5 protein-coding genes, 1 tRNA gene, 3 rRNA genes and 1 pseudogene are annotated in these 13100 nt (G+C 51.6%); 8 read left to right on the top strand and 2 right to left on the bottom strand.

The window, feature by feature from the left end:
• Positions 1–45: 45 nt before the first annotated feature.
• Together fadA and fadB are read right to left on the bottom strand one after the other, a co-directional pair.
• Complete coding sequence (gene fadA / locus AC0IXI_RS22450) at positions 46–1209, bottom strand: acetyl-CoA C-acyltransferase FadA (RefSeq protein ID WP_471683135.1); 1164 nt, start codon at positions 1207–1209, stop codon at positions 46–48.
• Between the two features lie 9 nt (positions 1210–1218).
• Complete coding sequence (fadB, locus tag AC0IXI_RS22445; protein WP_471683134.1) at positions 1219–3408, bottom strand: fatty acid oxidation complex subunit alpha FadB; 2190 nt, start codon at positions 3406–3408, stop codon at positions 1219–1221.
• A gap of 194 nt (positions 3409–3602) precedes the next feature.
• Between fadB and pepQ the strand changes: the two genes are divergently transcribed.
• From pepQ to rrf, 8 genes and pseudogenes are all read left to right on the top strand, one after another.
• Positions 3603–4934 carry a Xaa-Pro dipeptidase gene (gene pepQ / locus AC0IXI_RS22440; protein ID WP_471683133.1) on the top strand — a complete coding sequence of 444 codons (1332 nt, stop codon included), beginning with the start codon at positions 3603–3605 and terminating at the stop codon, positions 4932–4934.
• Positions 4934–5545, top strand: coding sequence for an IMPACT family protein (locus AC0IXI_RS22435; protein ID WP_471683132.1), 612 nt, complete (start codon positions 4934–4936; stop codon positions 5543–5545). Before pepQ ends, AC0IXI_RS22435 begins: the two co-directional genes overlap by 1 nt.
• Positions 5546–5589: 44 nt before the next feature.
• Positions 5590–7040: pseudogene (gene trkH / locus AC0IXI_RS22430) on the top strand (Trk system potassium transporter TrkH).
• 12 nt (positions 7041–7052) lie between these two features.
• Complete coding sequence (gene hemG / locus AC0IXI_RS22425; protein WP_232866842.1) at positions 7053–7586, top strand: menaquinone-dependent protoporphyrinogen IX dehydrogenase; 534 nt, start codon at positions 7053–7055, stop codon at positions 7584–7586.
• 410 nt (positions 7587–7996) lie between these two features.
• A 16S ribosomal RNA gene (locus AC0IXI_RS22420) occupies positions 7997–9535 on the top strand.
• 89 nt (positions 9536–9624) lie between these two features.
• A tRNA-Glu gene (locus tag AC0IXI_RS22415) sits at positions 9625–9700 on the top strand.
• Between the two features lie 216 nt (positions 9701–9916).
• Positions 9917–12825 (top strand): 23S ribosomal RNA (locus AC0IXI_RS22410).
• 111 nt (positions 12826–12936) lie between these two features.
• Positions 12937–13052: ribosomal RNA gene (gene rrf, locus AC0IXI_RS22405) — 5S ribosomal RNA — on the top strand.
• Together the 16S, 23S and 5S rRNA genes with 1 tRNA gene alongside form the textbook arrangement of a ribosomal RNA operon.
• The last annotated feature ends 48 nt before the right edge of the window (positions 13053–13100 follow it).

Genomic DNA, 13100 nt, shown 5'->3' with positions numbered 1-13100 from the left:
AAAAAACCCGCCCCTGACAGGCGGGAATAACAACAATTAAAGCAACTAAACTCGTTCAATAACAGTGGCAATACCCTGACCTAATCCGATGCACATGGTGGCGAGGCCAAACTGCGCATCGCGACGTTCCATCAGGTTTAACAGCGTGGTGCTAATGCGTGTACCGGAGCAACCCAGCGGGTGGCCCAATGCAATCGCCCCGCCGTTCAGGTTAATCTTCTCGTCGATCTTATCCATCAGACCCAGATCTTTAATACATGGCAGGATCTGTGCAGCAAACGCTTCGTTCATCTCAAACAGGTCGATATCGGCGGCAGTCAGGCCCGCTTTTTTTAACGCCAGTTGTGATGCTGGAACCGGGCCGTAACCCATAATGGATGGGTCGCAGCCAACGACCGCCATAGAGCGAACATAAGCGCGGATCTTCAGGCCAAGCTCTTTGGCGCGTGATTCGCTCATCAGCAACATGGCTGATGCGCCATCGGAAAGAGCAGAAGAGCTGCCCGCCGTGACGGTTCCGTTGACCGGGTCAAATGCGGGTTTCAGGGCTGCCAGACCTTCAACTGTGGTTTCCGGGCGAATCACTTCATCGTAATCAAAACGTTTGAGCACGCCGTCTGCGTCGTGGCCGCTGGTCGGCAGGATTTCATTTTTGAAATGGCCCGCTTCTGTCGCAGCCCATGCACGCTGGTGCGAGCGGGCAGCAAACTGGTCCTGCATCTCACGACTGATGCCGTGCATACGTGACAACATCTCGGCGGTTAAACCCATCATGCCTGCCGCTTTAGCCACTTTACGACTCAAACCTGGATGGAAATCCACACCGTGGCTCATCGGCACATGTCCCATATGTTCCACGCCGCCAATCAGACAAGCATGCGCATCACCGGTTTGAATCATACGAGCTGCATCATGCAGCGCTTGCATCGAAGAACCACACAGGCGGTTCACGGTAACTGCCGGGACCGAATGTGGGATTTCTGCCAGCAATGACGCGTTACGCGCAATATTGAAACCTTGCTCCAGCGTCTGCTGCACGCAGCCCCAGTAAATGTCATCCAGCGCGGCAGCTTCTAATGCCGGGTTGCGTGAGAGGATCCCACGCATCAAATGGGCTGATAAATCTTCTGCACGCAAATTGCGAAACGCACCGCCTTTTGAACGGCCCATCGGGGTGCGGATGGCATCAACAATTACAACCTTTTCCATGATCACTCCTCAGGCACTTTTCAGGTCACTGGCGGGGCGCGCGGCCTCAACCGGTGGATAGTACGGCTCGTTACGGGACGCTTTTGCACGCAGACCATCTGGCACCTGGTAGAGCGGGCCAAGATGTTGGTACTGTTGCGCCATATCGAGATATTTCGCACTGCCGACGGTATCTAACCAACGGAATGCACCGCCGTGGAATGGAGGGAATCCGAGGCCATAAACCAGCGCCATGTCGGCTTCTGCCGGGCTTGCGATAATGCCTTCTTCCAGGCAGCGCACCACTTCATTGACCATCGGGATCATCATGCGGGCAATGATTTCTTCGTCGCTGAAGTCGTGGCGTGGTTTGCTGACATCAGCCAGCAGCGCTTCGGTTGCTTCATCCTGCTCTTTGCGCGGTTTGCCTTTGCTATCTTGTTTGTAGCGATAGAAACCCTGCTGGGTTTTCTGGCCATAACGGCCTGCGTCAAACATCGCATCAACGGCATCGCGATAATCTTTCTGCATACGCTGTGGGAAACCGGCAGCCATAACAGCCTGCGCGTGGTGCGCGGTATCAATACCGACTACATCCAGCAGGTATGCCGGGCCCATTGGCCAGCCGAACTGCTTTTCCATCACTTTGTCGATCTGGCGGAAATCGGCACCGTCGCGCATCAGCTGGCTAAAGCCTGCGAAGTACGGGAACAGCACACGGTTGACGAAGAAGCCAGGGCAGTCGTTCACCACGATTGGCGTTTTGCCCATTTTGCTCGCCCAGGCCACCACTTTTGCAATGGTCTGCTCAGAGGTTTTCTCGCCGCGAATCACTTCCACTAACGGCATGCGGTGCACAGGGTTAAAGAAGTGCATGCCGCAGAAGTTTTCCGGGCGCTTCAGGCTTTTTGCCAGTTCGCCAATCGGAATGGTGGAGGTGTTCGACGCCAGAACGGTATCCGCACGAACTTTGTCTTCCACTTCGGCAAGAACCGCTTTCTTCACTTTCGGGTTTTCAACAACCGCTTCAACCACCACATCGACACGCTCAAAACCAGCGTAATCCAGCGTTGGGTGAATAGTGGCAATGACACCGGCCAGTTTCATGCCGTCGATCTTGCCGCGTTCCAGCTGTTTGTTGAGCAGTTTGCTGGCTTCGTTGATGCCCAGTTCCAGCGACTTCTCGTTAATATCCTTCATTAATACCGGTACGCCTTTCCAGGCTGACTGGTAAGCAATGCCGCCACCCATGATTCCGGCACCAAGAACGGCTGCCTGTTTCGGGGTTTCGGTATTTTTGGTCAGCTTCTTCGCCTGACCTTTTATGTATTGGTCGTTAAGGAAAATCCCGACCAGCGCACGGGCCTCATTGGAACGCGCCAACGGCACGAAACTTTGAGTCTCCAGTTTTAATGCTTCGTCACGGCCCATTCTGGCCGCAGCTTCAATGGTTTTTACAGCGGTCATCGGGGCCGGGTAATGCTTACCGGCAATCTGCATCACCATGCTTTTGGCAATGGTGAAGCTCATGGTGGCTTCGATTTTGCTCAGTTTCAGCGGCTGCAGTTTAGGCGCGCGTTTGGCTTTCCAGTCCAGATCGCCATTGATAGCCTGACGCAGTATCGCCAGTGCGCCATCGCGCAGTTTTTCAGTTTTGACAACGCCATCAACTAAACCCAGTTTCTGCGCTTCAGCCGCGCCAACATCTTTGCCTGCGGTGATAATTTCCAGCGCGCTATCGGCACCCAGTAAACGTGGCAGACGCACAGAACCACCGAAGCCAGGCATGATGCCTAGTTTGGTTTCTGGCAGGCCGATGCGGGTATCTGGCGTTGCCAGTCGGTAATCTGTTGCCAGTACGCACTCACAACCGCCGCCAAGTGCGTAACCATTTACGGCAGAAATGGTTGGGACCGGGAGATCTTCCAGGCGGTTGAATACGCTGTTGGCAAATTGCAGCCAGTGGGTCAGTTGTTCCGCAGGAACCAGGAACAGCGACAGGAATTCGGTAATGTCGGCCCCCACGATAAACGCGGCTTTATTCGAACTGAGCAGCAAGCCTTTTAACTGCGGCTGCTTTTCCAGCACATCCAGCGCGTGGCCAAGGCTGGCTACGGTCGCGGTGTCGAGTTTGTTCACTGAGCCGGGTGCATCAAATACCAATTCTGCGATGCCATCTTCCAGCCAGTCGAGATGTAAGGTTTCACCTTGGTAGAGCATGTCAGTCTCCTGAATCCAGCAATGGGATCTGGTCGTACCAGATGAGGAGGAGTGTGGAATTGATGTTAATGAAATGCAAATAACTCTTTAAATATTTGCAAAGATGATCACAGCCACTGGAAATAAGTTCGCAAACTTTACGGTGTGCTAAGATGCGTGGCGTTCAGTTTATGAAAAAAACAGAAGGGTAAATCATGGATTCACTGGCCTCACTTTATAAAGATCATGTGGCAACTTTGCAGGAACGTACCCGCAATGTTCTGGCGCGTTTTAATCTCGACGCGCTGTTGATTCACTCGGGCGAGCTAGTCAACGTCTTCCTCGATGATCATCCATATCCGTTCAAAGTTAACCCACAATTCAAAGCCTGGGTTCCGGTGACACAAGTGCCAAACTGTTGGCTGCTGGTGGATGGTGTCAACAAACCAAAACTCTGGTTCTACCTGCCGGTTGATTACTGGCACAACGTTGAACCGTTGCCAGAATCCTTCTGGACTGACGAAATTGATGTCATTGCACTGCCTAAAGCTGACGGAATTGGCAGCCAGTTGCCTGCCGCGCGTGGGAATATTGGCTATATTGGCCCGGTGCCAGAACGTGCAGTTCAGCTTGAAATTCAGGGCGCTAACATCAACCCGAAAGGGGTGATTGATTATCTGCATTACCATCGTGCTTATAAAACTGATTATGAAATGGCATGTATGCGTGAAGCACAGAAAACGGCGGTGGTTGGCCATCAGGCGGCTCACGAAGCATTCTTGTCTGGAATGAGTGAGTTTGATATCAACCAGGCTTATCTGACCGCAACCGGGCATCGCGATACCGATGTGCCATACGGCAACATTGTGGCGCTCAACGAGCACGCGGCGGTGCTGCATTACACAAAACTTGATAACCGCGCACCTGCAGAAATGCGCAGCTTCCTGTTAGATGCGGGTGCGGAATACAACGGCTACGCTGCTGATTTGACGCGTACCTGGTCGGCAAAAAGTGATAACGATTATGCTCAACTGGTGAAAGATGTTAACGCCGAGCAACTCGCGTTAATTGACACCCTGAAAGCGGGCGTGCGTTACACCGATTACCATATTCAGTTCCATCAACGTATTGCGAAGCTGCTGAACCGCCATAAGCTAGTAACGGGCATTAGCGAAGAAGCAATGGTTGAAACTGGAATTACCGGGCCATTTATGCCGCATGGCCTTGGTCACCCGCTGGGCTTGCAGGTCCATGATGTGGCTGGCTTTATGCAAGATGATGCGGGGACTCACCTTGCCGCGCCGTCTCAATATCCCTACCTGCGCTGCACTCGTGTACTCGAGCCGCGTATGGTTCTGACTATTGAGCCGGGTATTTACTTTATTGAGTCTTTGCTCGCACCATGGCGCGAAGGGCAGTACAGCAAGCACTTTGATTGGCAGCGTATAGAAGCCATGAAACCTTTCGGCGGCGTTCGCATTGAAGACAATGTGATTGTTCATGAAAACAGTATTGAAAATATGACACGCGATCTGAAACTGGCGTAATGGATAGTTGGCTGATCCCAGCTGGACCCGTTACGGTCAGTGAGGAAATCAAGAAAAGCCGCTTTATTACACTGGTCGCTCATACGGCTGGTGTAATAGAAGCAAAAGCGTTTCTTGAAAAAATACGCTCAGAACACCCGGATGCCCGGCATCATTGCTGGGCCTGGGTGGCTGGTGCGCCGGATGACTCGCAGCAACTGGGGTTTTCTGATGATGGCGAGCCAGCAGGAACTGCCGGTAAGCCAATGCTTGCCCAACTGATGGGAAGCGGTGTTGGTGAAATTACCGCTGTAGTGGTGCGCTACTCTGGCGGAATCAAACTCGGAACAGGCGGTTTGGTGAAAGCCTATGGCGGCGGTGTGCAGGCGGCATTAAACCAGTTGCCTACGGTGCTCAAAGTTCCGTTAACAGAATATACTTTGCAATGTGACTACGCGCAGCTTGCGGGAATTGAAACTCTGCTCAAGCAGTACGACGGCATTGTGATGCAAAGTGATTTTCAAGCATCTGTATTATTACGTGTGGCATTGCCACAAGCAAAATTCGCTGACTTTTCAGTCAGACTTTCTGATTTTAGCCGCGGTGCATTGCATTTATTGCCGGCTGAATAATAATTCCCTCTCGTTATTTTTTGATAGTTAAGGAAGCGGCTGAAATGCATTTTCGCGCCATAACCCGAATCGTTGGTCTGTTAGTTATTCTTTTTTCCGTGACCATGATTATCCCAGGGTTGGTAGCTTTAATTTATCGCGATGGTGCTGGCCGTGCTTTCACCCAGACTTTCTTCGCAGCGTTACTCATTGGTTCTTTTTTGTGGTGGCCTAACAGGCGACAGAAAAGCGAGCTCAAACCTCGAGAAGGGTTCCTGATCGTCGTATTGTTCTGGACGGTGCTGGGGAGTGTGGGGGCGTTGCCCTTTATTTTTGCGGAACAGCCTAATCTAACGGTAACCGATGCGTTCTTTGAATCGTTCTCAGGCTTAACCACGACCGGTGCGACAACGCTCGTCGGCCTGGATACGCTGCCTCATGCCATCTTGTTTTATCGGCAAATGCTGCAATGGTTTGGCGGCATGGGGATCATTGTGCTCGCCGTCGCTATTTTGCCTATTCTGGGCGTCGGCGGGATGCAGTTATATCGCGCTGAAATGCCGGGGCCGCTTAAAGATAACAAAATGCGCCCGCGTATCGCCGATACCGCAAAAACGCTGTGGCTCATCTATGTCTTGTTAACCATTGCATGCGCCCTGGCGCTTTGGTTTGCGGGCATGCCTGCGTTTGATGCAATAGGCCACAGCTTTGCGACTATAGCTATTGGTGGTTTTTCCACTCATGACGCCAGTATCGGCTATTTCGATAGCCCAACGATTAACACTATTATTGCCATCTTCTTACTGATCTCCGGTTGTAACTATGGCCTGCACTTCTCTTTATTAAGCGGGCGTAATTTAAAAGTCTATTGGCGCGACCCTGAGTTCCGCATGTTCATTGGCGTGCAACTGACGCTGGTAGCTATTTGCACCCTGGTATTGTGGTTCCATAATACTTACCAGACGGCACTCTTAACGCTGAATCAGGCATTCTTCCAGGTTGTCTCAATGGCGACAACTGCGGGATTTACTACAGACAGTATTGCACGCTGGCCTCTGTTCTTGCCTGTGCTGTTGCTATGCTCTGCTTTTATAGGGGGTTGTGCTGGTTCAACGGGGGTGGCCTCAAGGTCATTCGTATCCTGCTGTTATTCAAGCAGGGTAACCGCGAGCTTAAACGCCTGGTGCACCCAAATGCGGTGTATAGCATTAAGCTTGGGAACCGTGCGTTACCGGAACGTATCCTTGAAGCGGTATGGGGATTCTTCTCTGCTTATGCACTGGTCTTTATCGTCAGCATGCTCGCCATCATCGCGACTGGTGTGGATGACTTCTCGGCCTTTGCTTCCGTCGCAGCAACATTAAATAACCTTGGCCCAGGGTTGGGTGTTGTGGCAGACAACTTTGCCAGCATGAACCCAGTGGCAAAATGGATACTGATTGCCAACATGCTGTTTGGTCGTCTTGAAGTGTTTACCTTACTCGTACTGTTCACGCCAACTTTCTGGCGAGAGTAACCGGAGCCTGCAGTGAGAACTTTGATTCTGTTTTCGACCCGTGATGGTCAAACTCGCGAGATTGCTTCTTATATAGCATCTGAACTGAAAGAGCTGGGCGTAGAGAGCGATGTGGTTAATCTGCATCGCACCAAAGATATTGCCTGGGATAACTATGAGCGCGTCGTTATTGGCGCGTCTATTCGGTACGGACACTTTCATTCATCAGTTGCGGCGTTTGTGAAGAAGCATCAGCAAGTGCTGAACAACATCCCAAGCGCTTTCTTTTCCGTAAACCTGGTTGCACGCAAACCAGAGAAGCGTTCTCCACAAACCAACTCTTATACGCGTAAGTTCTTACTTACCTCGCCGTGGCAGCCAAAACACTGTGCAGTGTTTGCTGGTGCGCTGCGTTACCCGCGTTATAGCTGGTACGATCGCATGATGATTCGTTTGATTATGAAGATGACAGGCGGTGAAACGGATATTAGCAAAGAAGTTGTTTATACAGATTGGCCTCAGGTGACGCGTTTCGCCCGCGAGATTGCTCGCTTAAACATCAAATAGTGTCCAAAATACCCGGTTTGATGAAAAAAGATGCGCTCAGTCATTAATTTGCAATAAACACTTGTCAGCTTCCAGAAAATCCCTATACTGCGCCTCCACTGACACGGCACAACGGCTTACAAACCGGCCCGTCAGCCAGATGAAAAGCGAAAATAAACGCTTGACTCTGAAAGAGGAAAGCGTAATATACGCCACCTCGAGTTAGCAAGCGAAAGCGCCTAACTCACTGCTCTTTAACAATTTATCAGACAATCTGTGTGGGCACTCGCAGGATTGATATCTCAGATACCTCCGGGTATCAAAAAAAATATCAAGTCTTGAAGAGTGACCAAGCAGTAATTCATTTAGTTGAATTATTACGAAAGTTAATTTTTGAGCACCGCTTCACGAGTTGAAGCAAATCAAGCTTTTAATTGAAGAGTTTGATCATGGCTCAGATTGAACGCTGGCGGCAGGCCTAACACATGCAAGTCGAGCGGTAGCACAGGGAGCTTGCTCCTGGGTGACGAGCGGCGGACGGGTGAGTAATGTCTGGGAAACTGCCTGATGGAGGGGGATAACTACTGGAAACGGTAGCTAATACCGCATAACGTCTTCGGACCAAAGAGGGGGACCTTCGGGCCTCTTGCCATCAGATGTGCCCAGATGGGATTAGCTAGTAGGTGAGGTAATGGCTCACCTAGGCGACGATCCCTAGCTGGTCTGAGAGGATGACCAGCCACACTGGAACTGAGACACGGTCCAGACTCCTACGGGAGGCAGCAGTGGGGAATATTGCACAATGGGCGCAAGCCTGATGCAGCCATGCCGCGTGTATGAAGAAGGCCTTCGGGTTGTAAAGTACTTTCAGCGAGGAGGAAGGCATTGTGGTTAATAACCACAGTGATTGACGTTACTCGCAGAAGAAGCACCGGCTAACTCCGTGCCAGCAGCCGCGGTAATACGGAGGGTGCAAGCGTTAATCGGAATTACTGGGCGTAAAGCGCACGCAGGCGGTTTGTCAAGTCGGATGTGAAATCCCCGGGCTCAACCTGGGAACTGCATTCGAAACTGGCAAGCTAGAGTCTTGTAGAGGGGGTAGAATTCCAGGTGTAGCGGTGAAATGCGTAGAGATCTGGAGGAATACCGGTGGCGAAGGCGGCCCCCTGGACAAAGACTGACGCTCAGGTGCGAAAGCGTGGGGAGCAAACAGGATTAGATACCCTGGTAGTCCACGCCGTAAACGATGTCGACTTGGAGGTTGTTCCCTTGAGGAGTGGCTTCCGGAGCTAACGCGTTAAGTCGACCGCCTGGGGAGTACGGCCGCAAGGTTAAAACTCAAATGAATTGACGGGGGCCCGCACAAGCGGTGGAGCATGTGGTTTAATTCGATGCAACGCGAAGAACCTTACCTACTCTTGACATCCACAGAATTCGGCAGAGATGCCTTAGTGCCTTCGGGAACTGTGAGACAGGTGCTGCATGGCTGTCGTCAGCTCGTGTTGTGAAATGTTGGGTTAAGTCCCGCAACGAGCGCAACCCTTATCCTTTGTTGCCAGCGGTTCGGCCGGGAACTCAAAGGAGACTGCCAGTGATAAACTGGAGGAAGGTGGGGATGACGTCAAGTCATCATGGCCCTTACGAGTAGGGCTACACACGTGCTACAATGGCGCATACAAAGAGAAGCGACCTCGCGAGAGCAAGCGGACCTCATAAAGTGCGTCGTAGTCCGGATCGGAGTCTGCAACTCGACTCCGTGAAGTCGGAATCGCTAGTAATCGTAGATCAGAATGCTACGGTGAATACGTTCCCGGGCCTTGTACACACCGCCCGTCACACCATGGGAGTGGGTTGCAAAAGAAGTAGGTAGCTTAACCTTCGGGAGGGCGCTTACCACTTTGTGATTCATGACTGGGGTGAAGTCGTAACAAGGTAACCGTAGGGGAACCTGCGGTTGGATCACCTCCTTACCTAATAGATACAAACCGGCGTAGTGCTCACACAGATTGTCTGATAGAAGTAAATGAGCAAGCGATATCCTGTTATCAGGATTATTCGTGTCCCCATCGTCTAGAGGCCTAGGACACTGCCCTTTCACGGCTGTAACAGGGGTTCGAATCCCCTTGGGGACGCCATCTCCGATAATGTGTGAAAGACATTATCACCGAATATCTCAAAACTGACTTTCGAGTCACGTTTGAGATATTGCTCTTTAAAAATCCGGAACAAGCTGAAAATTGAAACGACACACTGTTTCCTTTTTCCGTAATAAGAAAGGAATAGAAGTGTGTTCGAGTCTCTCAAATTTTCACATCATCGATTGTGTCTTACGAGACATCTTCGGGTTGTGAGGTTAAGCGACTAAGCGTACACGGTGGATGCCCTGGCAGTCAGAGGCGATGAAGGACGTGCTAATCTGCGATAAGCGTCGGTAAGGTGATATGAACCGTTATAACCGACGATTTCCGAATGGGGAAACCCAGTGCAATTCGTTGCACTATCGTTAAGTGAATACATAGCTTAACGAAGCGAACCGAGGGAACTGAAACATCTAAGTACCTCGAGGAAAAGAAATCAACCGAGATTCCCCCAGTAGCGGCGAGCGAACGGGGAACAGCCCAGAGTCTGAATCAGTTTGTGCATTAGTGGAAGCGTCTGGAAAGTCGCAGGGTACAGGGTGATACTCCCGTACACAAAAATGCACTTGCTGTGAACTCGAAGAGTAGGGCGGGACACGTGGTATCCTGTCTGAATATGGGGGGACCATCCTCCAAGGCTAAATACTCCTGACTGACCGATAGCGAACAAGTACCGTGAGGGAAAGGCGAAAAGAACCCCGGTGAGGGGAGTGAAACAGAACCTGAAACCGTGTACGTACAAGCAGTGGGAGCCTCTTTTATGGGGTGACTGCGTACCTTTTGTATAATGGGTCAGCGACTTATATTCTGTAGCAAGGTTAACCGTATAGGGGAGCCGCAGGGAAACCGAGTCTTAACTGGGCGTTAAGTTGCAGGGTATAGACCCGAAACCCGGTGATCTAGCCATGGGCAGGTTGAAGGTTGGGTAACACTAACTGGAGGACCGAACCGACTAATGTTGAAAAATTAGCGGATGACTTGTGGCTGGGGGTGAAAGGCCAATCAAACCGGGAGATAGCTGGTTCTCCCCGAAAGCTATTTAGGTAGCGCCTCGTGAACTCATCTTCGGGGGTAGAGCACTGTTTCGGCTAGGGGGCCATCCCGGCTTACCAACCCGATGCAAACTACGAATACCGAAGAATGTTATCACGGGAGACACACGGCGGGTGCTAACGTCCGTCGTGAAGAGGGAAACAACCCAGACCGCCAGCTAAGGTCCCAAAGTCATGGTTAAGTGGGAAACGATGTGGGAAGGCACAGACAGCCAGGATGTTGGCTTAGAAGCAGCCATCATTTAAAGAAAGCGTAATAGCTCACTGGTCGAGTCGGCCTGCGCGGAAGATGTAACGGGGCTAAACCATGCACCGAAGCTGCGGCAGCGACGCTTATGCGTTGTTGGGTAGGGGAGCGTTCTGTAAGCCGTCGAAGCTTACCTGTGAGGGTAGGTGGAGGTATCAGAAGTGCGAATGCTGACATAAGTAACGATAAAGCGGGTGAAAAACCCGCTCGCCGGAAGACCAAGGGTTCCTGTCCAACGTTAATCGGGGCAGGGTGAGTCGACCCCTAAGGCGAGGCCGAAAGGCGTAGTCGATGGGAAACAGGTTAATATTCCTGTACTCGGTGTGACTGCGAAGGGGGGACGGAGAGGGCTATGTTAGCCGGGCGACGGTTGTCCCGGTTTAAGCATGTAGGCGGAGAGTTTAGGTAAATCCGGACTCTTATCTAACGCTGAGGTGTGATGACGAGGTACTACGGTACTGAAGTAACAAATGCCGCACTTCCAGGAAAAGCCTCTAAGCATCAGGTCACATCAAATCGTACCCCAAACCGACACAGGTGGTCAGGTAGAGAATACCAAGGCGCTTGAGAGAACTCGGGTGAAGGAACTAGGCAAAATGGTGCCGTAACTTCGGGAGAAGGCACGCTGTCGGTAGGTGAAGTCCCTCGCGGATGGAGCTGAAGGCAGTCGAAGATACCAGCTGGCTGCAACTGTTTATTAAAAACACAGCACTGTGCAAACACGAAAGTGGACGTATACGGTGTGACGCCTGCCCGGTGCCGGAAGGTTAATTGATGGGGTTAAGCGCAAGCTGAAGCTCTTGATCGAAGCCCCGGTAAACGGCGGCCGTAACTATAACGGTCCTAAGGTAGCGAAATTCCTTGTCGGGTAAGTTCCGACCTGCACGAATGGCGTAATGATGGCCAGGCTGTCTCCACCCGAGACTCAGTGAAATTGAAATCGCTGTGAAGATGCAGTGTACCCGCGGCAAGACGGAAAGACCCCGTGAACCTTTACTATAGCTTGACACTGAACACTGGTCCTTGATGTGTAGGATAGGTGGGAGGCTTTGAAGCGAGGACGCCAGTTCTTGTGGAGCCAACCTTGAAATACCACCCTTTAATGGCTGGTGTTCTAACGTAGACCCCTAATCGGGGTTGCGGACAGTGTCTGGTGGGTAGTTTGACTGGGGCGGTCTCCTCCTAAAGCGTAACGGAGGAGCACGAAGGTTAGCTAATCACGGTCGGACATCGTGAGGTTAGTGCAAAGGCATAAGCTAGCTTGACTGCGAGAGTGACGGCTCGAGCAGGTGCGAAAGCAGGTCTTAGTGATCCGGTGGTTCTGAATGGAAGGGCCATCGCTCAACGGATAAAAGGTACTCCGGGGATAACAGGCTGATACCGCCCAAGAGTTCATATCGACGGCGGTGTTTGGCACCTCGATGTCGGCTCATCACATCCTGGGGCTGAAGTAGGTCCCAAGGGTATGGCTGTTCGCCATTTAAAGTGGTACGCGAGCTGGGTTTAGAACGTCGTGAGACAGTTCGGTCCCTATCTGCCGTGGGCGCTGGAGAATTGAGGGGGGCTGCTCCTAGTACGAGAGGACCGGAGTGGACGCATCACTGGTGTTCGGGTTGTCATGCCAATGGCATTGCCCGGTAGCTAAATGCGGAAAAGATAAGCGCTGAAAGCATCTAAGCGCGAAACTTGCCCCGAGATGAATTCTCCCTGGGAACTTGATTCCCCTGAAGGAACGTTGAAGACTACGACGTTGATAGGCTGGGTGTGTAAGCGTAGCGATACGTTGAGCTAACCAGTACTAATGATCCGTGAGGCTTAACCTTACAACACCGAAGGTGTTTTGGTTGAGAGACTAAGCATTTGATTTTCAGCTTGAACCGAGATTTTAAGTCGATGGTTGTGTGAAAGCATGACGGTTGATGAAACAGAATATGCCTGGCGGCACTAGCGCGGTGGTCCCACCTGACCCCATGCCGAACTCAGAAGTGAAACGCCGTAGCGCCGATGGTAGTGTGGGGTCTCCCCATGCGAGAGTAGGGAACTGCCAGGCTCCAAATAAGTGGAAAGCCCTGTACTGACGTACAGGGCTTTTTGCTGT

The sequence above is a fragment of the Buttiauxella sp. AC038 genome (genome assembly GCF_979253565.1).
The sequence above is the reverse complement of the archived record's forward strand: the minus strand, read 5'-3'. Positions and strand labels throughout refer to the sequence as shown.

Excerpts from the sequence above, each read along its gene's own strand:
- fadA (WP_471683135.1), bottom strand. The coding sequence starts at position 1,209 with ATGGAAAAGGTTGTAATTGTTGATGCCATCCGCACCCCGATGGGCCGT.
- fadB (WP_471683134.1), bottom strand. The coding sequence starts at position 3,408 with ATGCTCTACCAAGGTGAAACCTTACATCTCGACTGGCTGGAAGATGGC.
- pepQ (WP_471683133.1), top strand. The coding sequence starts at position 3,603 with ATGGATTCACTGGCCTCACTTTATAAAGATCATGTGGCAACTTTGCAG.
- AC0IXI_RS22435 (WP_471683132.1), top strand. The coding sequence starts at position 4,934 with ATGGATAGTTGGCTGATCCCAGCTGGACCCGTTACGGTCAGTGAGGAA.